Source organism: Paenibacillus sp. FSL k6-2145 (assembly GCF_037976585.1).
GTDB lineage: Bacteria > Bacillota > Bacilli > Paenibacillales > Paenibacillaceae > Paenibacillus.
Genome location: NZ_CP150267.1, coordinates 1,172,962 through 1,199,280, shown reverse-complemented (window position 1 = coordinate 1,199,280; position 26,319 = coordinate 1,172,962). Strand labels below are relative to the sequence as shown.

Here is a 26,319-nt window from a genome sequence, read left to right as displayed (position 1 = left end):
TGTGAGAGAGAATACGAACAAGCAATATGGATTAACGCAAGCCCAGCGCCGGATATGGTTCATGGAAATTATGAATCCGGGCACATCCATCACGATGCTTTCCGCGACCTACCAGATTACGGGCGAGATCGACACCAAGCTGCTGGAGCAAGCGGCGGCAGAGATTGTCAAAACCTACGACGCTTTCCGAATCCGCATTGGCGGGGATTTGCAAAATCCAACGCAGTGGTTCGAAGTGACGGAGAATGTCCAAACCAGGATAAGCCACCTCGAAATAGGCACAACCGAACAATTCTATGCTTGGGTGAAAGAAGTAACCGAAAAACCGGCCAGCGTGTTCGACGAACACCTCTACCAATTTACGATGATACATTTTGCGAACGGCCAAGTATGGCTTAATTTGACTGTAAATCATATCATTGCTGATGGTTTGTCCGTCACTGCTTTGCTGCATGCGGTGATGGAAAAATACCTGGAACTGCGCAAAGGCATCTTCACCAGTTACCAGGCCCCTTCCTATCTGGATTATATTTCAACTGAGCATGAATATGAGCAATCGCAGCGTTATCAAAAAGGCAAGGAATACTGGCTGACCAAGTACAACACTTTGCCTGAAACGAGCGGCATTAAATCGGTTCCGCCATTCTCGATTGGCAGCGAATCGAATAAACGTTCAATCACTTTGGATGCTTCCCGCTACGACCGCATTCTGGCTTTTAGCGAACAATATCAGGTCAGTTTATATACGTTATTTTTGTCCGCCATGTACGTTTTATTGTATAAGCTGACTGACAGCACCGATGTGCCGGTCGGCACGGTTTTTGCCAATCGCACCAGCAAGAAGGAAAAAGAAACGATCGGTATGTTCGTCAGCACCGTGGCTACGCGGATTAGTCTGAATCCAGATGGGTCCGTGCTTTCCTTGATCCAAACGGTTTCCAAGGAAAATACGGCGGATCTGCGGCATCAGAAATATCCTTATAACCAATTGATCCAGGATTTACGTGAACAACACGGCCGCAACGATCTTTCGGAGCTGTTCCGCACGTCTCTGGAATATCTGCCTTTGAAAATCGTGGAGTACGAAGAAATCAAGGTACGTCTGGAGGCTCACTTTGCTAGGCACGAGATGGACGATTTACTGCTGCGCTTCGACCATATGCTGAATGAAGGCCATGTTATTCTCCATGCTTCCTATCGTACCGGCCTGTTCGAGACGACCGAGATTGATCGCATTATAGAACAGTATGTAACCGTTTTGGACCAGTTTCTTGAGACTCCCGAACTGCGAGTACGCGAGATTTCTCTACTGAGCGATGAGGAGAGACGCCGAATTCTGGACGTGTTTAACCCGCCGGTGGCAGCACTGAACGAGGGAATAGCGTTTCATCGGTATGTCGAAAAGTTTGCCCGAGACATTCCGGATCACCCGGCAGTTGTTTACATGGACAAAAAGCTGACTTACGGCGAATTGAACAAACGCGCCGAGCTTCTGGCTTCGCTCCTTCGTGAACAGGGCGTGGGAAGGGAGACGATTACGGGGATCTGGGCGGAGCGTTCCGTGGAACTGCTGGTCGGTGTGCTCGCTGTATGGAAAGCTGGCGGAGCTTATGTACCGCTGGACCCCGATTATCCGGCGGAACGTATTGAGTACATGCTCAGCGATAGCGAAGCATCGGTGCTGCTTACGCAGCGTCATCTGTTGGAGGGGGCCGGAGGTTGGTTGGCCGATGACCGGCTGAAGCTTCAAGCTGTCTATGCGATGGACGATGAACAGATATATAACGGGGATACCTCAGCAGCCGTGGCATTTGAATCTGCTGATAGTGCCCCGCAAGACTTGGCTTATGTGATTTACACCTCGGGTACGACGGGACGCCCAAAAGGCGTCATGATTGAGCATGGTAGTCTCATGAATACGGCGGATGCGTACCGCCGTGAGTACCGGTTGGATCAGTTCCCGGTGAGGCTGCTGCAACTGGCAAGCTTTTCGTTTGACGTGTTCGTTGGAGACATCGCGCGGACGCTGTATAACGGAGGCACGATGGTAATTGTGCCAAAGGATGACCGGATTGATCCGAACCGCTTATACGGCTGGATTCGGGACCAAAACATTACGGTATTTGAATCGACACCTGCGCTCATCCTACCGTTCATGCAGCATATTTATGAAGAAGGGCTAGACGTTAGCTCCATGCAGCTGCTGATTACCAGCTCCGATGCTTGCAGTGTCACCGATTACCGATTGCTGCAGGAAAGATTCGGCGGACAATTCCGCATCATCAACAGCTACGGCGTTACCGAAGCGGCCATTGACAGCAGTTTTTACGATGAGCCGCTGGACAAGCTGCCATCGTTGGGTCATGTGCCGATCGGCAAAGCCTGGCTGAACGCCCGGTTTTACATTGTCGATGCCGGGTTAAAGCCGGTTCCTGTAGGGGTTCTGGGTGAGCTTGTCATCGGCGGCGCCGGGGTGGCGCGCGGGTATTGGAACCGTCCGGACCTAACCGCCGAGAAGTTTGCAGACAGCCCGTTTGTGTCCGGCGAACGTCTGTATCGGACAGGAGATTTGGCCCGCTGGCTGGAAGACGGCAACGTTGACTTCATCGGCCGGATCGACTATCAGGTGAAAATTCGCGGGTTCCGGATCGAACTCGGCGAAATTGAAACGGCCCTGTTGCGTTTCCCGGGGATCAAGCAGGCTGTGGTGACTGACCGTACGGATGAGCAGGGGCAAAAGTATTTGTGCGGTTACGTGGCGGGGGATGTTTCCTTACAGCTGAGCGATCTGCTGTCCCAATTGAAGCAAGAGCTGCCTGCGCATATGGTTCCGGCCCGGCTGGTGTCTCTTGATCAGCTTCCGCTCACACCAAATGGCAAGATTGACCGTAAAGCGCTGCCTGAACCGACCGGAGAGGTAGAAGCGGGCCGTGAGTATGTGGCTCCTCTCACAACGCTGGAAACAAGACTTGCTCTTATTTGGCAGCAGGTGCTGGGTGTTGCGCGAGTTGGAGTCCAAGACGATTTCTTTGACCTGGGTGGTCATTCCTTGCGGGCCTCCGCGCTTGTTTCCAAGATTCGAAAAGAGCTGCAAGTCGAGGTTCCGCTGCGGGACGTTTTCCGCTACACCACGATCGAACAGCTGGCCCAAAGAATCGGCGGTTTAAAGCAGCAGGAGACGTATGAGATTACAAAGGCGGCAGAGGCCGAGTATTATCCGGTTTCATCCGAGCAAAAGCGTCTGTACGTCCTGCGCCAGCTTGACACGGCCGAGCGTAGCTACAATATGTCGGCGGCGCTTCTTCTCGAAGGCAAGCTGGACCGCACGCGCGTAGAGTACGCGTTCCGGGCGCTGATTCAGCGCCATGAGACGCTGCGTACCGGGATCGAGCAGGTTCAAGGCGAGCTTGTGCAGCGCATCTATGACGAGGTGGAGTTTTCTGTAGACTATTTCCAGGCGAGCGAGCGAGAAGTGGACCAAGTGGTGGAAGCATACTATCACCCGTTTGATCTGACCAAGCCGCCACTTCTACGCATCGGCCTGATCGAAGTCGCCGAGGATCGCCACATTCTGCTGTTTGATATGCACCATATCGTCTCGGATGGCATCTCGACAGCGCTGCTTTTCGATGAGTTCAGCCGCCTGTATCGGGGTGAGGAGCTGGCTCCGTTGCGTATTCAATACAAAGATTATGCCGTTTGGCAGCATTCCGAAGCCTACGGGCAGTTGATCCAGCCGCAGAAGGAGTACTGGCTGGAACAGCTGTCGGGCGAGCTGCCTGTATTGGAACTGCCGACGGACTTCCCGCGGCCTGCGGTGCAAAGTTTTGACGGCCGGACCGTGAAGTTTGATATTGGGAAAGAACGGACGGAGAAGCTGAAAGAACTGGCCGCACGGACGGGCACGACCCTGTACATGGTGCTGTTGTCTGCTTACTCGATCCTTATGCATAAATATTCGGGTCAGGAAGATCTGATCGTGGGAACGCCGATTGCCGGAAGAACGCAAGAAGAAGTGCAGCCAATCGTAGGTATGTTTATCAACACGCTTGCCATTCGCTGCCATCCGGAGCGTTCCAAGCCGTACCTTAAGTACCTGGAAGAAATGAAGGAAATCGCACTCGGGGCTTTTGAACACCAAAATTATTTGTTCGAAGATTTGGTGGAAAGTCTTCACATTCCGCGCGCGACCGGCCGGAATCCGCTCTTTGATACGTTCTTCTCCCTGCAAAATACGGAGAATGAGCAAATTGTCATCGAGGGGCTGGAGCAATCGTTTTATCCGTTGGAAAACCGAACGTCCAAGTTCGAGCTGCTTCTGGATATTTCGGAGCTGGATGGTCAGCTCGAATGCCGGTTGGAGTACGCTACGGCTTTATATAAACAGGAGACTGCGGAGCGGTTCGCCAGACATTATGACAAGCTACTCGAAACTATCGCAACAGCACCCGAAGGGGATATTGCTTCACTGGAAATGCTAACGGAGCAGGAAATCCGTGAACTGGTGCGCGGTTTCAACGATTCGGAGGCAGATTACCCACGGCAGCAGACGATTCATGGCTTGTTCGAAGAGCAGGCGAAGCTTTACCCGGATAACGTGGCCGCCGTCATGAATGAGTGGCAGTTGACCTACCGCGAACTGAACGAACGATCCAATCGGCTTGCACGTAAGCTGCGGGAGACGGGAGTCGAAGCGGATCAGTTGGTAGCAATTCTGGCCGAACGTTCGCTTGATATGGTCGTCGGCATTCTGGCGATTCTCAAAGCGGGCGGAGCCTACGTGCCTGTTGATCCCGACTACCCGGAGGAACGCATCCGCTTCATGATTGAGGATTCAGGCGCACCGTTATTGCTGATTCAAAAGCATTTGCATGAGAAGACCGACTTTGCAGGAACGCGCCTTGAATTGGACGATTTCGTTTGGGTCGACAAAGGGGCGGACTCCGCTGGTGCGCTGGACGCTTCGAATCTGGAGCCGATTTCCGGGCCGGGCAACTTGGCTTATGTCATCTACACATCGGGAACGACCGGCAAACCCAAAGGCACGTTGATCGAGCATAAAAACGTCGTGCGCCTTTTGTTCAACGACAAGAACCTGTTCGACTTTGGGTCGTCCGACACGTGGACGTTATTCCACTCGTTCTGCTTCGATTTCTCCGTCTGGGAGATGTACGGAGCGCTGCTAAATGGAGGAAAGCTGGTTATCGTACCGCCGCTTACGGCGAAAAATCCGGCCGAGTTCCTGGCACTGCTGAGCCGAGAACGGGTCACGATTTTGAATCAGACGCCAACATATTTCTACCAACTGCTGCGTGAGGTTTTAGCGGACCATCCGTACGATCTGTGGATTCGCAACGTCATCTTCGGCGGCGAAGCGCTCAGCCCGCTGTTGCTCAAGGGTTTTAAGACGAAGTACCCGGAGACAAAGCTGATCAATATGTACGGTATTACCGAAACGACGGTTCACGTGACGTATAAGGAGATCACATGGATCGAGATGGAGGCGGCAAAGAGTAATATCGGCAAGCCAATCCCAACGCTGAGCGTGTACGTTCTGGATGAAAACAATCGTCCTGTTCCGATCGGCGTAGCAGGCGAAATGTACGTGGCCGGGGAAGGCCTGGCGAGAGGATACCTGAATCGCCCGGATTTGACGGCGGAAAAGTTCGTTGATTCTCCGTTTGCGGAGGGGGAGAAACTGTACCGTTCGGGTGACTTGGCGGCCTGGCTGCCGGACGGCAACATTGAATACCTCGGCCGAATCGACCATCAGGTCAAAATCCGCGGGTACCGAATCGAGTTGGACGAAATTGAGACCCAACTGCTGAACGTGGAGGGCGTGGAAGAAGCGGTGGTGCTCGCCCGTCAGGACAGCGGGGGCGAAAAGGCGCTTGTTGCCTACTTTGTGGCGGACCGGACGCTGACGGTTAGCGAAATGAGAACCTCGCTGGCCCAGGGAATGCCGGGATACATGATCCCGTCGTACTTCGTGCAGCTGGAACGCATGCCGCTGACGTCCAACGGCAAAGTGGACCGCAAAGCACTGCCGGCGCCTCAAGGCGCCTTGCAAACGGGCGTCGAATACGTAGCGCCGCGTAACCTTACGGAGTCCCAGCTTGTGAAAATTTGGGAGGAAGTGCTGGGTTACTCCGGCATTGGAGTCCTGGACAATTTCTTCGAGCTCGGAGGGCATTCCTTACGGGCGACAAACCTTGTCAGCAAAATTCGGAAGGAAATGAACGTTGAACTTCCGCTGCGCGATGTGTTCCGCTATATGACGGTAGAGTCGATGGCTGGGGCTATTGCCAACTTGGAAGAATCGCAGCACAGCTCGATTCCAAAAGCGGAAGAGAAAGCATACTATCCGGTTTCCTCTGCACAAAAAAGGCTATACGTCCTGCACCAGCTGGATAGCTTGGAGCTGAATTATAACCTTCCAAGCGCCTTACAATTGGAAGGGGTTTTGAACGAGGCCAAAGTAGAAGATGTGCTGACTACTTTGATGGCCCGGCACGATATGCTTCGCACCGGTTTTGAAATCATGAATGGGGAGCCGGTTCAGCGTATTCATCCGCTCGTCGCTTTCAAGGTCGAGAAGCTTCAAGCAAGCGAAGATCAGGTTGTAGCCATTCTAGAAGGCTTCATTCAGCCTTTTGACTTGACCCAGCCGCCTTTGCTGCGCGCCCTGTTGATTGAATTGGAGAAAGAAAAATTCCTGCTCGCGCTGGATATGCATCACATTGCTTCCGACGGCCTTTCCATGGATGTGCTGCTACGCGAATTCGTGCGGCTGTACAATGGGGAAGAATTGCCGGAGCTGCGGATTCAATACAAGGATTACGCCGTTTGGCAGCAATCCGAGGAACAGCGTCAACGCATCAAACGACAGGAGGAATACTGGCGCGGGGTATTCAGCTCCGAGCTTCCGGTTCTTGAGCTGCCTCTTGATTACTCCCGTCCAGCCGTTCAGCAGTTTGACGGTCAAACGCTCACGTTTAGTCTAGATGCGGAGAAAGGTGAAGCTCTCAAACAGCTTGCCAGCGATTCGGGGGCGACGTTGTACATGCTTCTGCTGGCTGCGTACTCCGTATTGCTTCATAAATATGCGGGACAGGAAGATATCGTGGTCGGTACTCCGATTGCCGCTCGTTCTCACGCCGACTTGCCGCCGATTATCGGCATGTTTGTCAATACGCTGGCCCTTCGCTTGGGTCCGACGGCAGAGCTGACGTTCATGGATTACTTGCAGGAAGTGAAGGAAACGACGCTTGGAGCCTACGAACACCAGGACTATCCGTTTGAGGAGCTGGTAGAAGCTCTTCAGGTGAGCCGGGATTTAAGCCGGAATCCGCTGTTTGATACCATGTTTTCTTTGCAAAAGCACGAAAGCCTGGATTTAACCCTGGAAGGCCTGGAATGGTCGCTGTTTGACATCGAGGAAAAGACGGCGAAGTTTGATCTTAGCTTGGATATCGTGGAAGAGGGTAACGAGTTGGTTTGCAAGATCGAGTACGCTACCTCGTTGTTTAAACAGGAAACGATGGTACGGCTGGCGGGTCATTACGAGCAACTTTTGGCGTCGATCCTGGCTCAGCCGGGTGCGCAGATTTCAGATTTGGACATGTTAACAGACAGCGAAAAGGATAATTTATTGGTTGGGTTTGACGTGTCTTCTTCGGCTCTTGCAAAGCAATCCGCCACAGAGGATACAGGTTTGGAAGCAGAGGAGTCTTGGAGAGAGAGTACGTTCCACGAGCTGTTCGAGGAGCAGGCGGAGCGCACTCCGGGAGCGCTGGCGGTTGTCTACGAAGACAACAAGCTGACGTATGCGGAGCTGAACGCCAAAGCGAATCGTTTGGCGTATGTACTGCGGGCACGCGGGGTGAAGCCGGAACAGGTGGTCGGCATTCTGGCCGGCCGTTCAGCGGAGCTGTTGATTGGGGTACTCGCCGTATGGAAAGCTGGCGGCGCTTATGTACCGCTTGACCCCGACTATCCAGCGGAGCGGATCGAATATATGCTCGCGGATAGCGGTGCATCGGTGCTGCTTACGCAGACCTGCCTGTTGGAGCAGGCGGAAGCTTGGCGCAGCGACGGAGCTCTAACGCTGCAAACGGTGCTTGCACTTGATGACGTCGCGGCGTACAGCCTCGGAGCGGCAGAAACGGCTGTGGGCCTACAAGCTTTGGGCGAAGCAGGCGCGGAGGCGGAGGCTTTGGTGCAAGTGGCAATGGCTGCTGTCGAAACATCTGCCACGGCAGAAGCTGAGCAGAACGTACAAGCGGCGGATCTCGCATCAAATCCGGTAAATGTAAACAAGCCGGGCGATCTGGCTTATGTCATCTACACCTCCGGTACGACGGGCCGTCCGAAGGGCGTGGCAGTGGAACACCGCAGCTTGGTGAACACGGCGGCGGGCTACCGGCGGGACTACCGTCTGGATCAGTTCCCGATCCGGCTGCTGCAACTTGCCAGTTTCTCCTTTGATGTGTTCGTTGGTGACATTGCACGGGCGCTGTACAACGGTGGCACGATGGTCATCGTGCCGAAGGAAGACCGGATTGATCCAAACCGCCTCTATGGCTGGATTCGCGACTACGCCGTGACGGTGTTTGAATCAACTCCTGCGCTGGTCGTACCGTTCATGGAGCATGTGTATGCCGAGGATCTGGATCTTAGCTCGATGCAGCTGCTGATCACAAGCTCGGATGCGTGCAGTGTAGCGGATTACCGCACCTTGCAGGAGCGCTTTGGCTCGCAGTTCCGTATTATTAACAGCTACGGCGTAACAGAAGCGGCGATTGACTCCAGCTTCTATGACGAGCCGCTTGAGAAGTTGCCGAAAACGGGCAGCGTGCCAATCGGGAAAGCATGGCTTAACGCCAGATTCTACATCGTGGATACAAATCTGAAGCCGGTGCCGATCGGGGTGCTCGGCGAGCTGGTTATCGGCGGAGTGGGTGTGGCCCGCGGTTACTTGAACCGCCCGGATTTAACGGCGGAGAAATTCGTAGATAGCCCGTTCACCGCTGGGGAGCGGTTGTACCGGACGGGTGATCTGGCACGCTGGATGCCGGACGGCAACGTAGATTTCATCGGCCGAATCGACAATCAGGTGAAAATTCGCGGTTACCGGATCGAGCTTGGTGAGATTGAAGCGGCCATGAAAAATGTTGCCGAGGTGCGTCAAGCGCTTGTCATCGACCGGACGGACGAGCGGGGGCAGAAATATTTGTGCGGGTATATCGTAGTGGATTCCAGCTTTGATCTGGAAGGGCTTGTGGCCCATCTGGACGCAGTACTGCCTTCTCATATGGTGCCTTCACGAATCATGCGTCTGGATCAACTACCGCTTACACCGAACGGCAAGATCGACCGTAAAGCGTTGCCTGTGCCGGAAGGAAGCATTCGTGCCGAGGCTGCATACACGGCGCCGCGTACTCCTGCCGAGAAAGCACTCGCGTTGGTCTGGCAGTCAGTGTTAGGCGTGGATCAGGTTGGCACCATGGATAATTTCTTTGCGCTTGGTGGGGATTCAATTAAAGCTTTACAGGTATCTTCTCGTCTTTTGCAAACGGGGTACAAGCTGGTCATGAAAGATTTGTTCCATTACCCGACGATTTCCGCCCTTAGTTTGCGGTTGCAAACGGCGGAGAGAACGGCAAGCCAGGCCGAAGTGACGGGAGAGGTTATCCTGACTCCAATTCAGCGCTGGTTCTTTGAACAGAATCCGGCCGATGTGCATCATAACAATCAGGCATTCATGCAGTTCTCCAAGCAAGGCTTTGATGAAAAAGCTTTACGCCAAGCGGTGCATCAGCTTATCGTGCATCACGATGCTCTTCGTACGGTTTATCGTCAAACCGAGAATGGTTGTTATACCGCCTGGAACCGAGGCGCCGGGGAGAACGAAGTGCTGTTCGATCTGGAGGTTGTCGATTTCAAGGGAGCCAGCGACGTGAAAGAAGCGGTAGAGGCTAAGGCAAATGACATTCAAGCAAGCATTGATCTGGAAAACGGTCCGCTGGTGAAGCTTGGCTTGTTCCGCTGTGACGACGGCGACCACCTGCTCATCGCAATCCATCACTTGGTCGTAGACGGCGTATCCTGGCGGATTCTGCTTGAGGATTTTGCTGCCGCCTATGAGCAGGCGTTGCAAGGGCAACCGATTCGCCTGCCGCTCAAAACCGATTCATTCCAAACGTGGGCGAAACAGCTCGCTGATCATGCGAACGGGCCAGCGATGGAAAGCGAAAGAGAGTACTGGCAGCATATTGAGCAAATGACCTATGAGCCGCTTCCAAAAGATTTTGAACAAGGCAGATCCAAACTGAAGGACAGCGGGCTCGTAACCGTTCGATGGACAGCGGACGAAACTGAACAGCTGCTGAAGCAGGCTCACCGTGCTTACCATACGGAAATGAATGATTTGCTGCTTACTGCGCTGGGCCTCTCCGTACAAGCTTGGAGCAGTCAGGAACGCGTGCTGGTGAATCTCGAAGGCCACGGCCGGGAAGAACTTTTGCCAGATGTGGACATTACGCGCACGGTAGGTTGGTTTACAAGCCAATTCCCTGTTGTTCTGAAGCTGGGTCACGCTCAGGCACTCGGTCATCAGGTGAAACAGGTGAAAGAAAACTTGCGCCGCATTCCGAACAAAGGAATCGGCTACGGCATCCAGCGTTATTTGTCGGCGCCGCGTGACGGAGAGAGCTTCGTTTTGGAGCCGGAGATCAGTTTTAACTATTTGGGTCAGTTCGATCAGGATTACGAAAGCAGCGGCTCGCAGCCGTCTCCGTTCAGTCCGGGCTCCGATTCAAGCCCAAATGCTGTGATGGATTATGTCCTCGATATCAACGGTATGGTGTCGGAAGGCGTGTTGGAACTCACGATCCGTTATGGGGAAACCCAGTATCAACGGGAGACGGTTGAGCGCCTGGGCACCCTGCTTCAATCGAGTTTGCGTGAAGTCATCAGCCATTGCGTATCCAAAGAGCGGTCGGAGCTTACGCCTAGTGACGTACTACTTCAAGATATGACGGTGGAGGAACTGGAGCAGCTGTCCGAACATACGGCGGCACTGGGCGAACTGGAGAATGTATATACCCTGACTCCGCTGCAAAAAGGGATGTTGTTCCACAGCTTGCTGGATGCCGATTCGGAAGCTTACTTCGAACAGGTGACCTTTGATCTGTACGGAAGCCTGAATGTGGAAGCCTTCACTCGCGGATTGGATACGCTGGTACAGCGAAATGAGGCGCTGCGGACCAATTTTATTACTGGCTGGAGAGACGAGCCGATTCAAGTGGTATTCCGCGAGCGGAAGTGTGAAGTGTATTTTGAAGATATTTGCTCGGCAAGAGATGAACACCCGGAGAAGACAATAGCCGATTTTGTCAGCGCGGATAAAGCGAACAAGTTTGATTTGGCCCAAGACTCTCTTATGCGTGTGACCGTTTTGCGCACAGGCGACGAGTCTTACCATGTGATTTGGAGTCATCATCACATTTTGATGGATGGCTGGTGCATGTCCTTCATGATCAAGGAAGTGTTCAACACTTACTTTGCGTTTCAGGAGAAGCGAGCGCCAGAGCTTCCTCCGGTTACCCCGTACTCCCGGTATATCGAATGGCTGGAAGCTCAAGATGTAGTGAAAGCTTCGGATTACTGGTCGGAGTATTTGGCGGGTTACGATCAGCAGACCAAGCTGCCGCAGGAGAGAACGCAGCTGAAACAGCATGCTTTTGAAATGGCTGAAATCGATGTGGAACTCAGCCAAGGACTGACTGGGCAAATTGAGCGTGTGGCGCGCCAGCAGCAGGTGACACTCAACACGTTTATGCAGACTGTATGGGGAATGGTTCTACAGATATACAACAACAGCGAGGATGTTGTATTCGGCTCCGTTGTATCCGGGCGTCCGGCGGAAATTCCGGGCATCGAAAGCATGATTGGCCTGTTTATTAATACGATCCCGGTCCGTATTCAAGGTAAAGCCGAGGAAACGGTAGCCGATATTTTGAGAAAAACCCAGGATCAAGCGCTGGCATCGGGAGTTTACGAAACGTTCCCACTGTTCGAAATTCAGTCGCTGAGCGAGCAAAAGCGCGACTTGATCAACCATATTATGGTCTTTGAAAATTATCCGATGGAAGAACAGATTGAGCAGGTTGTCGGCGGAGGACAAGAAGCGCTGAAAATCGCTAATATTCAATCGCCGGAACAAACGAACTACGATCTGGACATTACCGTCATTCCGGAAGAGCATATTTTGCTGCGGTTTACGTACAATGCACTGACGTTCAGAGAGCATGACATCAGGCAGATCCACGGTCATTTTACCCGTGCATTGGAGCAGGTTGCGGCTAATCCGAATGTTCGTGTAAATGAGTTAGAGCTTATGACGGCGGCGGAAAAAGAAGAAATTGTCGGCGCGTTTAATCCGGTACAGCCGGAAATGGCTCCTGTGGCAGCGTTCCATCGACTGTTCGAGCAACAGGCGGAGCGCACACCGGAAGAGGAAGCCGTCGTGTACGAGAACGATCGGCTGACGTATGCGGAGCTGAACGAGCGGGCGAACCGCCTGTCGGCAACGCTGCGTGCAAGCGGCATCGGCCGGGAGGAGATTGTTGGCATTCTCGCCGAGCGTTCGGTGGATTTGCTGGTGGCCGTGCTGGCCGTCTGGAAAGCGGGAGGGGCGTATGTACCGCTTGATCCGGATTATCCGGCGGACCGCGTGCGGTTCATGCTGGAAGACAGCGGTGCGAAGGTGCTGCTGACACAAACGCTGCTGCGAGAGCGTGCCGAATCCTGGCTTGGCGAAGAGGAACTAGCACTGGAGACGGTGCTGTATCTCGATGACGAAACATCATACAGCGAAGACCGAGCGAATGCACCAATGGACTTCGTCCAAGGCTCCAGCATGGTTTCAGGTCTGGTCTCCGGCGAGCTGACGGGTGCTGTGAACGACCGTAATGAGAGTCACCCAAATGATGTTGATGTTGTCGGTATGGACAACTTCCATGAAGCCCGTCCAGAGGATCTGGCGTACGTCATCTACACGTCGGGAACAACGGGTAAACCAAAGGGTGTAATGATCGAGCACCGCAGCCTGGTGAACACGGCAGCGGGTTACCGACGGGAATATCGGTTGGATCAGTTCCCGGTGCGGCTGCTGCAGCTCGCCAGCTTCTCGTTTGACGTATTCGTGGGCGATATCGCGCGGACGTTGTACAACGGAGGCACGATGGTGATTGTACCGAAAGACGACCGGATTGATCCGTCTCGTCTGCACTACTGGATAGAGCGGGAGCAAGTGACGATCTTTGAATCAACGCCGGCGCTGATTGTACCGTTTATGGAATACGTGCACGAGCAAGGGCTAAAGTTGAGCGGGATGGAGCTATTGATCACAAGCTCGGACAGCTGCAGTGTGGCAGATTACCGTACCTTGCAGGAACGGTTCGGCCCGTCATTCCGCATCATTAACGCCTACGGCGTGACGGAAGCGGCAATTGACTCCAGTTTTTATGACGAGGAGTTGGCGAAATTGCCGCAGACAGGCCATGTGCCGATTGGCAAAGCGTGGTTGAATGCGAAGTTTTACATCGTGGATGCACATCTGAATCCCGTACCGGTCGGGGTGCTGGGCGAGCTAGTTATCGGCGGCGTTGGGGTAGCACGCGGTTACTTGAACCGTCCAGAGCTGACGGAAGAGAAGTTTGTAGACAGCCCTTTCACCGCTGGTGAGCGGTTGTATCGCACGGGAGACTTGGCGCGGTGGATGGAAGACGGCAACGTGGACTTCATCGGCCGGATCGATAACCAGGCAAAAATCCGGGGTTACCGGATCGAGACGGGCGAAGTCGAAGCAAAGCTGCTGAGTGTAGGTGGCGTGAAGGAAGCAGTCGTTGTTGTCAGGGAAGATCAAGAGGGGCAGAAAGCGTTGTGCGCTTATTATACAGTGGAAAAAGACTTGACGGCGGCAGATTTGAAACGTGCGATCTCCAGCGAACTGCCGGGATACATGATTCCGTCGTATTTCGTCGAACTGGAGCAATTGCCTCTAACGCCGAATGGGAAAATTGACCGGAAGGCGCTGCCAGCGCCGGAAGGGGGAGCAGGCGGAGGCCGCGAATACGTGGCGCCGCGCACCGAACTGGAGGTAAAACTGGCCGCCATTTGGCAGGAAGTGCTTGCTCGGGAGAAGAAGGTAGGCGTAACGGACAACTTCTTCGACCTCGGTGGACATTCCCTGCGGGCGACAACACTTGTCAGCAAAATGCATAAGGAGCTGGGCGCCCAATTCCCGCTTCGCGACGTATTCCGCTACTCGACAGTTGAGGAAATGGCTGTGGCTATGGAGCGTTTGGAGATCGGCTCGTTTACGGCTATTCCGGTTGCAGAACCTAGCGAGTATTATCCTCTCTCTTCCGCGCAGAAACGTCTCTATATCTTGAACCAGCTGGAAGGAGGCGAGCTGAGCTACAACATACCAGGAGCTATGCTGCTCGAAGGGCAGCTCAACCGGCAGCGGTTTGAAGAAGCGTTCCGCGGGCTTGTAGCTCGTCATGAAACGCTACGTACTGGCTTTGAGATGGTTGAAGGCGAAGCAGTTCAGCGGATCTACGAAGAAGTCACCTTCCAGGTGGAATATGTGCAGATCAGCGAGGAGCAGGCGGAAGAAACGGTGCGCCAATTCGTTCGTGCGTTTGATCTAGCGAAGCCGCCACTTCTGCGGGTGGGCATTGCTGAACTCGCGCCGGACCGGCACATCCTGATGTTCGATACACATCATATCGTATCTGACGGCGTTTCAATGGACGTACTGATCGAAGAGTTCGTGCACTTGTACAGCGGGGAGCCGCTCAAGCCACTCCGCATTCAGTACAAAGATTATGCAGTATGGCAGCAATCGGACGAGCAGAAAACGCAGCTTGCCAAGCAGGAAGCCTACTGGATTGACATGTTCCGCGGAGAACTGCCAGTTCTGGAAATGCCGACGGACTATCCGCGCCCGGCTATGCAGAGCTACGAGGGCCGCACGCTGCAATTGTTTATGAATATTGAGAAAAGCGAAGGTCTGAAACGGCTTGCAGCTGAGAACGGCGCAACGCTTTACATGGTTCTGCTTGCGGCGTATAAAGTACTTCTGCATAAATATTCAGGTCAGGAAGACGTGGTGGTTGGGACGCCGATTGCGGGCAGAAATCATAGCGACGTTCAGCCGCTGATCGGGATGTTCGTTAATACCTTGGCCATCCGCAGTTACCCGGCTGCCAGTAAGACGTTCCTTGACTACTTGAAGGAAATCAGGGAGACAACGCTGAGTGCTTTTGAACATCAGAATTATCCGTTTGAGGAACTGGTGGATAAGGTAAACGTGGCTCGTGATTTACGCCGTCATCCACTGTTTGATACGATGTTTGCTTTGCAGAATACAGAAAATGTGGAAATCCAGCTTCCGGGCCTTCATTTGTCGACGTATGCCAGCGAAGAAATTGTTTCTAAATTCGATCTCAGCTTGGACGTTACGGAGATTGAGGACGGCTTGGAATATCTGTTTGAATACGCCACGGCTCTATATAAAACCGAAACGATGGAGAAGTTGGCTGCCCACTACTTGCAATTGCTTGAATCCATTCTCCGCAACCCGTCGGCGACTATTGCCGAGCTGAACTTGTTAACGGCAGAGGAAAAAGAGCAGATTGTCGGCGCGTTTAATCCTGCGCAGCCGGAAGAGGGTCCAGTGGTAGCGTTCCATCGACTGTTCGAGGAACAGGCGGAACACACGCCGGAAGCGGAAGCCGTCGTATACGAGAACGATCGGCTAACGTACGCGGAGCTGAACGAGCGGGCGAATCGCTTGGCGGCTACGCTACGCGGAAGCGGCATTGGCCGTGAGGAGATTGTTGGCATTCTCGCCGAGCGCTCGGTGGACCTGCTGGTGGCCGTGATGGCCGTCTGGAAAGCGGGAGGGGCGTATGTACCGCTCGACCCGGATTATCCGGCAGACCGCGTGCGGTTTATGCTCGAAGACAGCGGAGCGAAGGTGCTACTGACGCAAACGCCGCTGCGAGAGCGTGCCGAATCCTGGCTCGGTGAAGAGGAACTGGCACTGGCGACGGTGCTGTATCTCGACGATGAAGCGTCGTACAACGAGGAACGAAGCAATGCGCCAATGGACTTCGGCCAAGGCTCCAGCAGTGCTCCCGATCCAGTCAACGGCAAGCTAACGGGGGCTGTGAACGGTGGTGGCGAGAGTTATCCAAATGATGTTGATGTTGTCGGTATGGACAGCTTCCATGAAGCCCGTCCGGAGGATTTGGCGTATGTCATCTACACGTCCGGAACGACGGGCAAGCCGAAGGGCGTGATGATTGAGCACCGCAGCCTGGTGAACACGGCGGCGGGCTACCGAAGGGAATATCGGTTGGATCAGTTTCCGGTAAGGCTGTTGCAGCTCGCCAGCTTCTCGTTTGACGTGTTCGTGGGTGACATTGCGCGGACGTTATACAACGGCGGTACTATGGTCATTGTACCGAAGGACGACAGGATCGATCCGTCTCGACTGCACTACTGGATAGAGCGGGAGCAAGTGACGATTTTTGAATCAACACCGGCACTGATCGTGCCGTTCATGGAGTACGTGCATGAGCAGGGGTTGGAATTAAGCGATATGGAGCTATTGATCACAAGCTCGGACAGCTGCAGTGTGGCAGATTACCGTACCTTGCAGGAACGGTTCGGCCCGTCATTCCGCATCATTAACGCCTACGGCGTGACGGAAGCAGCAATCGACTCCAGTTTCTATGACGAGGAGTTGGAGAAACTGCCGCAGACAGGCCATGTGCCGATTGGCAAAGCGTGGTTAAATGCGAAGTTTTACATCGTGGATGCACATCTGAATCCTGTTCCAGTCGGCGTGCTGGGCGAATTGGTTATCGGCGGAGTCGGTGTGGCACGCGGGTACTTGAACCGTCCAGAGCTGACGGAAGAGAAGTTTGTAAATTGTCCGTTTGTCGTAGGTGAGCGACTTTATCGCACGGGAGATTTGGCGCGGTGGATGGAGGACGGAAACGTGGATTTCATCGGCCGGATCGACAATCAAGCGAAAATCCGGGGCTACCGGATCGAGACGGGTGAGATCGAATCGCAGCTGCTGCGGGTGGTAGGTATACGCGAAGCGGTTGTGCTGGTTCGAAGTGATGCGAACGGGCAAAAGGCGCTGTGCGCGTACTACACAACGGATATCGAACTGACGGCGGCCGACCTGAAACGAGCGATCTCCAGCGAGCTGCCAGGTTACATGATTCCGTCGTACTTTGTAGAGCTGGAGCATTTACCTCTGACACCAAACGGGAAAATCGACCGGAAAGCGCTGCCGGCGCCGGAAGAGGGAGCAAGTGCAGGGCGCGAATACGTGGCGCCGCGCAACGATCTGGAGACGAAATTGGTCTCCATCTGGCAGGACGTGCTTGGGTCAGTTACGATTGGTGTGACGGACAACTTTTTCGACCTCGGCGGTCACTCGCTGCGGGCGACGACGCTGGTCAGCAAGGTGCACAAGGAGCTGCACGTGGACCTGCCACTGCGCGATGTATTCCGGTACTCGACTATTGAAGCGATGGCTGAAGTGATTAGCCGATTGGAGCAGCAGGAATTCCTCTCCATTCCGGTTCTGGATAAAAGGGAGTATTATCCGCTTTCCTCTGTGCAAAAACGGCTGTACATCCAGCAGCAGATGGAAGGTGCCGAGCTTAGCTACAACATGTCCGGCATGACGGTTCTCGTCGGGCGCTTGGAGCAGAATCAATTCGAGGCGGCGCTCAAAGGATCAATCGCTCGTCACGAAGTTTTGCGAACTGGCTTCGAAATGGTCGACGGTGAACCGGTACAACGGGTTTATTCGGACTTGGAGTTTGCCGTCGAGTATACCAAAGCGACGGAAAGTGAAACTAAAAGCATTGCGGATGCCTTTGTACGTGTCTTTGATTTGGAGCGGCCGCCGCTGCTGCGTGTGGGCTTAGTTGAATGGGAAGCGGAACGTCATCTGCTTATGCTGGACATTCATCATATCGTCACGGATGGCATGTCTATGGGTATCTTCATCGAAGAGCTGCTGCGCCTGTATAACGGTGAGACACTGGAACCGCTTCGGATTCAATACAAGGAATTCGCCGCTTGGCAGCAGTCCGAACCTGTAAAAGAACGGCTGAAACGCCAGGAAGCCTACTGGCTGGACATGTTGGAAGGTGAACTGCCAACGCTTGAGTTGCCTACGGACTTTGTCAGACCTGCCGCTCGCAGCTTTGAGGGAGATGTGCTGCCTTTCAGTATCGACAAGCAGATGACTGAAAGCTTACAGCGCATTGCCGATGAGAACGGTGCTACCCTATATATGGTGTTATCGGCTGCCTATTCCATCCTGCTCAGCAAGTACTCGGGACAAGAAGATTTCATTGTAGGCACACCGGTTTCGGGCCGCACACATGCTGACCTGGAGCCGCTCATCGGAATGTTTGTCAACACGTTGGCGATTCGCCATTATCCATCCGGGGAGAAGACGTTCCTCGCTTACTTGAACGAAGTCAAAGAAACGATGCTGGGGGCCTACGACCATCAGGATTATCCGTTTGAAGAACTTGTGAAAAAGCTGCAGGTGCCGCGCGATCAAAGCCGCAATCCTGTATTCGATGTCATGTTTGCGCTGGAAACGAAGGAAGATAACGTTCAAAGCTTCGGGGATATCCAGATCGAATCTTATCCGGAAACGCATGCGGTTTCCCAATTTGACCTTACCTTGGTCATTTCGTTGCTGGATGAGGGAATGAACGGGCAGTTTGAATATGCAACCAAGTTGTTTACGCGCAATCTGATCGACAATTTCGCTCAGGACCTGCTCGTGATCATCACCCAAATTTGCGAACAGCCTTCGGTGCTGCTCAAGGATATTTCTCTGAACGGCCAATCCGAACAGGAGCAAGATGAGCTAGAGGCTATTGATATTATTTTCTAATCCTTTATCCGGCTTGGGTGAAGATGGATCATTTAAGCACGTTATATGCGACATTCGGTATATTGAGAAAAAGTGGTAATGGAAATTTGTGGTGGTTTCACGACTTTTTTATCACCTGACAAAAGTATTTAAGTTATGTAACAAAGGGTCCTGATGACAGTTGTCATCAGGACCCTTTGTTTATGAACGTATAATTAATGTTCCTATGTCCAAATCAGTATGAGGCTATTATAATGAGGGCCTTTAACTGATATAGGATGAGTACTCTGGTATTATGGGATGCACAGTGATTTTCATCTGTTTTTCAGACTTAGTATTTACTATAGCATCATCCATAGTCATTTTAGTCTTGAGAGTAGCTGTTGGTTACGCCCAAGTTGTAATCGTTTCAACCGGGAGACGATAGGAAGGATAGCCATCTTTGGCTGCTTTACCTATGGAGATCAACATCACGGGCTGGAACCGTTCTTTATCCAGGCCGAACGCTTCGGCGATCTGACCTTTGTCATAACCAGCCATAGGGTTCGTATCATAGCCATGAGCACGGGCAACGAGCATGAGTTGCATGGATATGAGGCCTGAGTCAATGAGGTTCATGTCACGCAGTTCGGATGCGTTTATGTTCGCATAATAAGGTTGTACCTGCTGCATCTGCATATCCATGATGTCTTGTGGCATGTATCCAAGTTCCACTGATTTGCTGAAAATCTCTTCCATGTATTCAACGTTGTAGGCATCGTAAAACACGGCAATGACAGCGGAAGACGTTAGTGCCTGTGTCTGGTTAAAAGAGGCCAGTGGTGCAAGCTTCTCTTTGCCTTCAGCACTGTCGATAACAAGAAAACGCCAAGGTTGCATGTTAATGGCCGAAGGGGCACGGGAAGCTTTCGCCAGTATTTCGGTCATCTCCTCGCGACTGATTTTCACTTCAGGGTCGTAGACTTTAACGGAATGGCGCTCCAAGACGATGTTATCAAAATCATTTGTTTTGTTGAATTGACCGGTAATTGTGTTCATATTGAAATCTCTCCTCATATCTATATTGGTGAGAGTAGGGTATAAATTATATCTCCATCTGTCTCACTATGAGGATTGTAAACTATGAAGTATACTTTATAGCAAGAAGAAGAAACGGGGGAAATCCATATGAAGATTAGTGAAGTAGCGAACCATGTAAACCTTCCGATATCCACGATTCGTTACTACGAGAAAATAGGTATTATCCCGGATGAACATATGCTGAGAGATCATAATAACTATCGAATATATGCGCAGAGCATTATTCAGCATCTGGACGTGGTCAAACAATGTTTAGCTGTTGGTTTTACGATCCATGAGATCCAATCTATGATCTCTAAACATGGGTTTTCAAGTAATGATCAAGCAAGCATTATCCAAGCGAAAATATCAGAAATTGAAGAAACACAAAAACAATTAGAGAATTCCAAACAAAATCTGTACGAAATTCTTAAATCGGATATCACGTGTGAGGAAGGTTTTGGTAAGTATTAAGCCGGAAGTCCCTCTTGAGGTTTTCATTCAGTACGTTCTTACATCATATCGATTCAATCGAGTACATATCGTCCTGTATACGCAGATTACCGGGCTGCCCAGTTTCCACCTTCACCTCTGTAGCAAATACACCAGGCATACGCCCGTCTGGGAACCAGGGCATCTGTTTATCAATGACAATAAACATGCCTTCTGCATCACCGGTGGGGGAGAATTGTTTTCCGTCCCCGGCAAATGGTTCAAGTTGATAATGCTCATTCAATGTGTTCATTGTCTCAGGAACATCATCGACAGGTAGACCGATTTCACTAATACATAACAGATGCTTCGCTTCGAAAGCTTCATCAACTGCATTATCGAGTGAATGGTGAGCGATAAATTCCATCAAGTTGCCGCTTGGATCATAAAAATAAAAGGCTGTTGCATCCCAGTAGGGGAAATAATATTCATCCTGTCCATCTTTGGAGAGCAACGGAATGTTACGGTCTTGAGCCCACCTTTTCGCATCAGCAAGTTTATTCGTTGGAATAGTAAATGCTACATGATAGTAGGGCTTCTCTTGTTCTGCCGCCTTCTTGAAAGATAGTACCGAGTTCCCCGCACGAAATGAAACGCATGTTGCATTATCCTCCACAAGCTCCAATTCCAGTAGTGTACCGTAAAACTCCTTTATGGCATCAATTTGATGTGTCAACAAACCAACTTCTCTTATTATCATTTCAATATCCTCCTTTTAATCTCACCTTTGATTGAAATACTCGATTGTGTTCTCAATAAATGCCTTGGCCGATTGCGTCAGGTAACGGTCGGAGCGATGGATAATCTCAAAGTGTCGGTATGGCGGATCGTCTGTAATTCGGATGCAACGTAGCGTGGGCTCATTCATGGCTTTGATCAGAGGATAAGGCAGCAGTGTTCCTCCGACGTTGGCTTTGACCAAGCTAATGATGGAGGTTGCCGAACTGGTCTCCATGATGGTATTTAGGGTGAATCCATATTTACGGCAATAGCCATCGACCAATTCTCTGCCCGTAAATCCTTCGGGGAACATCACCGTTTGGATATCACGTAGCTCCTGAATTTCAATTGTGCTTCGTTCAGCCCAATCATGATTCTCGGAAACGACGAGTACATATTCTTCACTGCACAAAGGAATGCGTACAAGCCGCCTATCAGGGGCAGACGTGATCTCGATGCCGATGTCGACTTCATTTTCCAACACTTGATTTACGACATAGATCGAAGAGATAACCTTCAATTGCACCTTGGGGAATCGAGCATGAAAATCAACGAGCAGCGGAGTGATACGGTAATCCAAATCGGATGGAAGAACACCAATAACCAATCGTCCCCGCTGATCATTCCGAAATTCAGCCAACGCATCTTGGGTATTCTGTAAATGCCGGATCATCTGTACACAGTGCTCCAAAAACAGAGTGCCTGCCTGGGTCATCACAATTTTTTTGCCGACACGGTCAAACAAAGGAACACCAAGTTCATCCTCTAACCCACGTATTTGTTGACTCAACGTAGGTTGAGATATGCCAAGTTTCTCAGCTGCCCGTGTAAAATGAAGCTCCTCACACACTGTAATAAAGTTTTCCATTTGACGAATCTCCATAAATTCACCTCTAATCATTGGTTTTAGTAATCATTTTAATAGAAACAATAGTATTGTTCAATCATTCTAATGATCCTATACTTAATCGTGCACCACCCGAAGATCTTGTCATTAACAATTGGGATCTTTGGTGAAGGCAACAATTCTACTACCATGAGGTGATCCATAATGAAACTTTTTTATATTATATTGGCGCTTATTCTTGCTTCACTGAACTTAAGACCACCGATTACTTCCATTTCTCCTCTGATGAGTACCATACAGAATGATCTGGGTTTGAGTGGCATGACCGCCAGTCTGTTAACTACACTACCGGTATTATGTATGGGCATATTCGCTCCATTCTCTGTAAGACTAAGTAGAAGGTGGGGGAACGAAGGTGCCATTGTGCTGGCTTTAATCCTTATTGGGATAGGTACGGGATTACGATTGTTCGTAGGCGCAACTCCGTTGATGATGTTCACTTCTTTTCTGTCAGGTGTAGGGATTGCATTGGCAGGGCCGCTGTTGTCAAGCTTCATTAAGCAGTATTTCCCTAACCGAGTGGCAGCCATGGTCGGCATCTACTCTACAGCGATGGTGATGGGGGCCAGCATTAGTGTGGGATTATCGGTTCCGCTCCAGCATACGCTAGGTGGATCTTGGAAAGGTTCTTTGGCTACATGGGCATTACTTGCAGCCATTGCATTGCCGATCTGGTTAAAATTAGCTTGGTCTGCGCGTACAGAGCGACAATCCGGACAAACTTCGTCTGTCATTCATGCAACACTTCCGGTGAAGAACAGGCGTGCATGGGTGCTGACACTGTTCTTCGGACTGATGGCCGCGATCTTCTATTCATTAACCGCCTGGCTTGCGCCAGCCATTCAAAGCCATGGATATAGCCAAGAGACTGCTGGCAACATCCAAACGTTATTTACATTGATATCACTGCCCTCAACGTTATTCATTCCCATGCTTGTACACCGATACCAAAGACGTGTCTTCTGGCTTGTTGGATGTGCGATGTTGGAGTTAACAGGTGTCCTGATGCTGAATCTCTCTGTCAGTCCGTGGCTCGCGGCGATCCCGCTCGGTATTGGTGCAGGTGGACTGTTCCCGATTGCACTCATGTTGCCAATTGATGAGACAAACAATGCTCAGGAAGCTAGCAGCTGGTCGGCTATGACTCAATCTGGTGGCTACATTCTTGGAGCACTTGGGCCGCTGGCGATTGGTTGGCTCCGCGATCTAACAGGCAGCTTTGTGCAAGCATTTTATGGTTTGGCTATCATCATTGTGTTGCAGATTATCGTTCAATTGGCTATTGGCAATAAAAAAAGCTCAAAAGTTATTGATCTTGAGCAGGAGCTAAAAGGCATTTAAAGTTAAATGGATATAGAAATATGACTTTTATACATGATCCAACAAGTCCAGATAGTACTGCCTTAAAGCTTTCTGTAAGATGACGGGCTCTATAATCTTAATCAATTTACCATAGCCCGCAAGGTATCTCACTATGAAATCAAGCTCGTGAGGTTCATACGAACCGACAAGATACATGTATCCCATCTTCTCGATGATCTGCATAGATGGGAAATGTTCTTGCTGGAATAGCTCCATCCCGGCTTCATCAATCAGGCATTTGAATGGAATTGCTTGTTCCGATGGTTTCCATAGAGATTGGGCATCCTGTGAATAGAGTTCCTTTACATGAGTTAAAGGTTCAATCTCTGTTGTTTCGGCTGAAATGATGCGGTCGCAGCGGAATACACGATAAGCTTGTTTATGCAGATCATAGGCCTGACAATACCAATAGCCTTTCCTGGCATAGAGTGTGATGGGTTGAATGGTGCGGATATTGGTGTTTGCAGAAGATGGCCTTTGATCAGAGGATCTACGCTGATTAGCGTACGTAATCTGGATCACTATATTCTGAACAGCAGCCATCAACAGAAACTCCAAATGTGCACTGTCGCGGATCTGCTCGGTATGTTGGAAGTAAACCCGGTGTTGGATGTTTTCAATATCCTGTCGTTGCTTGTCGGATAACGCGCTCATAAATTTCTCATGAATGGTACGGAAAGAGACTTGAAAGGGTAAGCTGGAGAAGCTGCGGAGAGCCTGCATCGCAAAATAAAGGGCATGAAGCTCACCCGTATTAAACGAAATGGGAGGCAGCTGCATCTGTTGCAGCAGTCGATATCCGCCGTAGCGTCCATATTCGACATAGATGGGCGCACCTAACTCTTCCAATGAAGTGATATCTCTTAACGCGGTTCGTTTGGAGATCTGGAACTCCTGCATGAGATCTTGCAGAGTGAACTGTTGTTTTTGATTAATGAAGCGCAGCATCTGGTTCATACGTTCTGATTTTTTCATATCAAACCCTCTTAATGGTGCCATGGATTGGCACCTTTTGTTGTTATAGTGATAAGTGTAATCCAATAGGAACAAGGAGGCAATATAATGAATTTTGAAGTGATACCATTTTTGTCGATGAACGGGGATGCGGCGGCAGCCATTGCTTTTTATGAGGAGTTTCTGGGCGCTAAGGTGATATTCAAGAAAAGTTATAAAGAGATGAAGGAGATGAACCCAGGTTTCGAGTACCCTGCCGGTCAAGATGAGTATATTACACATTCGGTGCTGGAGATTGGGGTCAACAAAGTCATGATTGCGGAAGAAGCAATGGACACGGAGAGAGCATGGCAGCTGGGGAACAGCACTTCACTATGTATTCAATCCAAGGATAAAAATACAATCGATCAACTGTATCATTCTCTGATGCATCATGAGGGCGTGAAGGTACTGGTACCTTACGAGCAAAATGAATTCAGCCCAGGTTATGGCATTGTACGGGACCCATTTGGCATTGCGATTCAGCTGTGTGTAACTGTGCACGATTTTTAAAATGAGTTCAGGCCCCCGGTTAAGCACTCGGTATGTAAACCTGTAACTAACTTAAAAACATCAAAAAAAGAAGAGCCATGGATATCATGCGCTCTTCTTTCTTCGGTTTCTATGCAAGGTCGTTTGAACAGCCAGAAAGTTTCATAATCTAAACGTTACTTGATATCAAGTATCAGGCACTACCGTTCATTTATTTGCTAAGCGTTACCGCTTGAGCTTGGTCATTTTTTTCACTGAAAATTAGAGCTAATGCAGCCAACATCAGGACAAGTGAGACAGCTCGCTGCCAAGAGAATGCAATGAATTCACCACCGAAAAGTCCCATGGCATCGATGATAAAACCGGCAACAATCTGACCTACAATCGCCGTAAGGTTGGCAGGTGTCACTCCAAGTTTATTTACGGCCAATGTGGACAGGAATAAATATCCGAAACCAAGGAAAACCGCAGAAAGCTGTAATTTGGGCGCATGAAGCAAGTCGAGTAGATGTCCACTGCCAAAAAAATTAATGAGTACAGCCAGAATCAGTGTACCTGACGCAAACGTAAAAAAAACGGTTTCCAACAGCCCGATATTTCGGCTAATCGTACCATTGATCGAGGACTGCGCACTAAGTACAGCTCCACCAATTAAGGTGACAACAACAATCAATAAACCTATCCCCATCGTAATCCTCCTTTAGAATAAAGTAAGAGCCAGCGCGCCCAGCATAAGTACCAAGGCGGCAATTCGTTTGCTTCCTACCGCTTTGCGATTGCTCCCCAGCCATCCGTAATGATCGATCAGAATACTGGTCACCATCTGCCCAACAACAATGGCAATCATGGAGATCCCTACACCCACAATGGGAACACCAATGACTAATGTAAGCAGGTAGGTAACCCCAAGCAGACCACCAAGCAGGTTCCACTTTGGAAATTTGGTGATAGCAGAGAGATTTCCTCTACCGAAGAAAATCAACAGAATCAGTGAAATAATCGCACCCATGAAGAAGTTATAGAAATCAGCTTCCAGTGTGCCAACTTGTTCTCCAAGTTTGCCATACAGTGCACCTTCAAAGCTTAGAAGAGCTCCTGTTGCAATGGCGATCATATAAAAAATCAACTTTTTCAATCTATCCTCAACTCCTTGAAATGGGTTGGATTTAAAGGTGCATGACTCATCATAAGAAAATGGAGAGGGGAAGACAATGAAAGATATTGCTTTATTTTTCTGAAAAATTATAGATCTTGCTGTGGCAAAAGGGGTATATTAATACATCTAGAAAATAATCAG

At 50.8% G+C, this 26,319-nt stretch carries 10 protein-coding genes; 4 read left to right on the top strand and 6 right to left on the bottom strand.

Going from position 1 to position 26,319, the window contains the following annotated elements; all coding sequences use genetic code 11:
* The first annotated feature begins 1 nt into the window (after position 1).
* Positions 2–19,018, top strand: a complete 19,017-nt coding sequence (locus NZ043_RS05360; protein ID WP_339310944.1) for a non-ribosomal peptide synthase/polyketide synthase — start codon at positions 2–4, stop codon at positions 19,016–19,018.
* A 366-nt stretch (positions 19,019–19,384) separates the two neighbouring features.
* Here the strand turns inward: NZ043_RS05360 and NZ043_RS05355 are convergent, their stop codons facing one another.
* Positions 19,385–20,035 (bottom strand): nitroreductase family protein, encoded by a 651-nt coding sequence (locus tag NZ043_RS05355; protein ID WP_091038400.1) that lies wholly within the window; start codon positions 20,033–20,035, stop codon positions 19,385–19,387.
* 129 nt (positions 20,036–20,164) lie between these two features.
* Between NZ043_RS05355 and NZ043_RS05350 the strand changes: the two genes are divergently transcribed.
* A complete protein-coding gene (locus NZ043_RS05350) occupies positions 20,165–20,530 on the top strand; it encodes a MerR family transcriptional regulator (protein ID WP_165980421.1) in 366 nt (121 codons plus the stop codon).
* Between the two features lie 43 nt (positions 20,531–20,573).
* On the opposite strand, the gene NZ043_RS05345 is transcribed toward NZ043_RS05350, so the two are convergent.
* Positions 20,574–21,248 carry a VOC family protein gene (locus tag NZ043_RS05345; protein WP_339310941.1) on the bottom strand — a complete coding sequence of 225 codons (675 nt, stop codon included), beginning with the start codon at positions 21,246–21,248 and terminating at the stop codon, positions 20,574–20,576.
* A gap of 21 nt (positions 21,249–21,269) precedes the next feature.
* Positions 21,270–22,151, bottom strand: a complete 882-nt coding sequence (locus NZ043_RS05340; RefSeq protein WP_339310939.1) for a LysR family transcriptional regulator — start codon at positions 22,149–22,151, stop codon at positions 21,270–21,272.
* Positions 22,152–22,319: 168 nt separating this feature from the next.
* Between NZ043_RS05340 and NZ043_RS05335 the strand changes: the two genes are divergently transcribed.
* The gene (locus tag NZ043_RS05335) at positions 22,320–23,516 is read left to right on the top strand and encodes an MFS transporter (protein ID WP_339310937.1); all 1,197 of its coding nucleotides are present in this window, start codon (positions 22,320–22,322) and stop codon (positions 23,514–23,516) included.
* Between the two features lie 27 nt (positions 23,517–23,543).
* Here the strand turns inward: NZ043_RS05335 and NZ043_RS05330 are convergent, their stop codons facing one another.
* Positions 23,544–24,512 (bottom strand): YafY family protein, encoded by a 969-nt coding sequence (locus NZ043_RS05330; protein WP_339310935.1) that lies wholly within the window; start codon positions 24,510–24,512, stop codon positions 23,544–23,546.
* Between the two features lie 87 nt (positions 24,513–24,599).
* Between NZ043_RS05330 and NZ043_RS05325 the strand changes: the two genes are divergently transcribed.
* Positions 24,600–25,043: a VOC family protein gene (locus NZ043_RS05325; RefSeq protein WP_091038410.1), complete on the top strand. Its 444-nt coding sequence runs from the start codon at positions 24,600–24,602 to the stop codon at positions 25,041–25,043.
* A gap of 190 nt (positions 25,044–25,233) precedes the next feature.
* Here NZ043_RS05325 and NZ043_RS05320 read toward each other — a convergent pair whose 3' ends face one another.
* Together NZ043_RS05320 and NZ043_RS05315 are read right to left on the bottom strand one after the other, a co-directional pair.
* Positions 25,234–25,710 carry a DMT family transporter gene (locus NZ043_RS05320; RefSeq protein ID WP_339310933.1) on the bottom strand — a complete coding sequence of 159 codons (477 nt, stop codon included), beginning with the start codon at positions 25,708–25,710 and terminating at the stop codon, positions 25,234–25,236.
* 12 nt (positions 25,711–25,722) lie between these two features.
* Entirely contained in the window at positions 25,723–26,136 is a 414-nt protein-coding gene (locus NZ043_RS05315; RefSeq protein ID WP_339312664.1) for a DMT family transporter, read from the bottom strand.
* Positions 26,137–26,319: the final 183 nt, after the last annotated feature.

What these genes read in the sequence shown, in the direction of transcription:
- NZ043_RS05355 (WP_091038400.1), bottom strand. Translation starts at nt 20,035, where the DNA reads ATGAACACAATTACCGGTCAATTCAACAAAACAAATGATTTTGATAAC.
- NZ043_RS05350 (WP_165980421.1), top strand. Translation starts at nt 20,165, where the DNA reads ATGAAGATTAGTGAAGTAGCGAACCATGTAAACCTTCCGATATCCACG.
- NZ043_RS05345 (WP_339310941.1), bottom strand. Translation starts at nt 21,248, where the DNA reads ATGATAATAAGAGAAGTTGGTTTGTTGACACATCAAATTGATGCCATA.
- NZ043_RS05340 (WP_339310939.1), bottom strand. Translation starts at nt 22,151, where the DNA reads ATGGAGATTCGTCAAATGGAAAACTTTATTACAGTGTGTGAGGAGCTT.
- NZ043_RS05335 (WP_339310937.1), top strand. Translation starts at nt 22,320, where the DNA reads ATGAAACTTTTTTATATTATATTGGCGCTTATTCTTGCTTCACTGAAC.
- NZ043_RS05330 (WP_339310935.1), bottom strand. Translation starts at nt 24,512, where the DNA reads ATGAAAAAATCAGAACGTATGAACCAGATGCTGCGCTTCATTAATCAA.
- NZ043_RS05325 (WP_091038410.1), top strand. Translation starts at nt 24,600, where the DNA reads ATGAATTTTGAAGTGATACCATTTTTGTCGATGAACGGGGATGCGGCG.
- NZ043_RS05320 (WP_339310933.1), bottom strand. Translation starts at nt 25,710, where the DNA reads ATGGGGATAGGTTTATTGATTGTTGTTGTCACCTTAATTGGTGGAGCT.
- NZ043_RS05315 (WP_339312664.1), bottom strand. Translation starts at nt 26,136, where the DNA reads ATGATCGCCATTGCAACAGGAGCTCTTCTAAGCTTTGAAGGTGCACTG.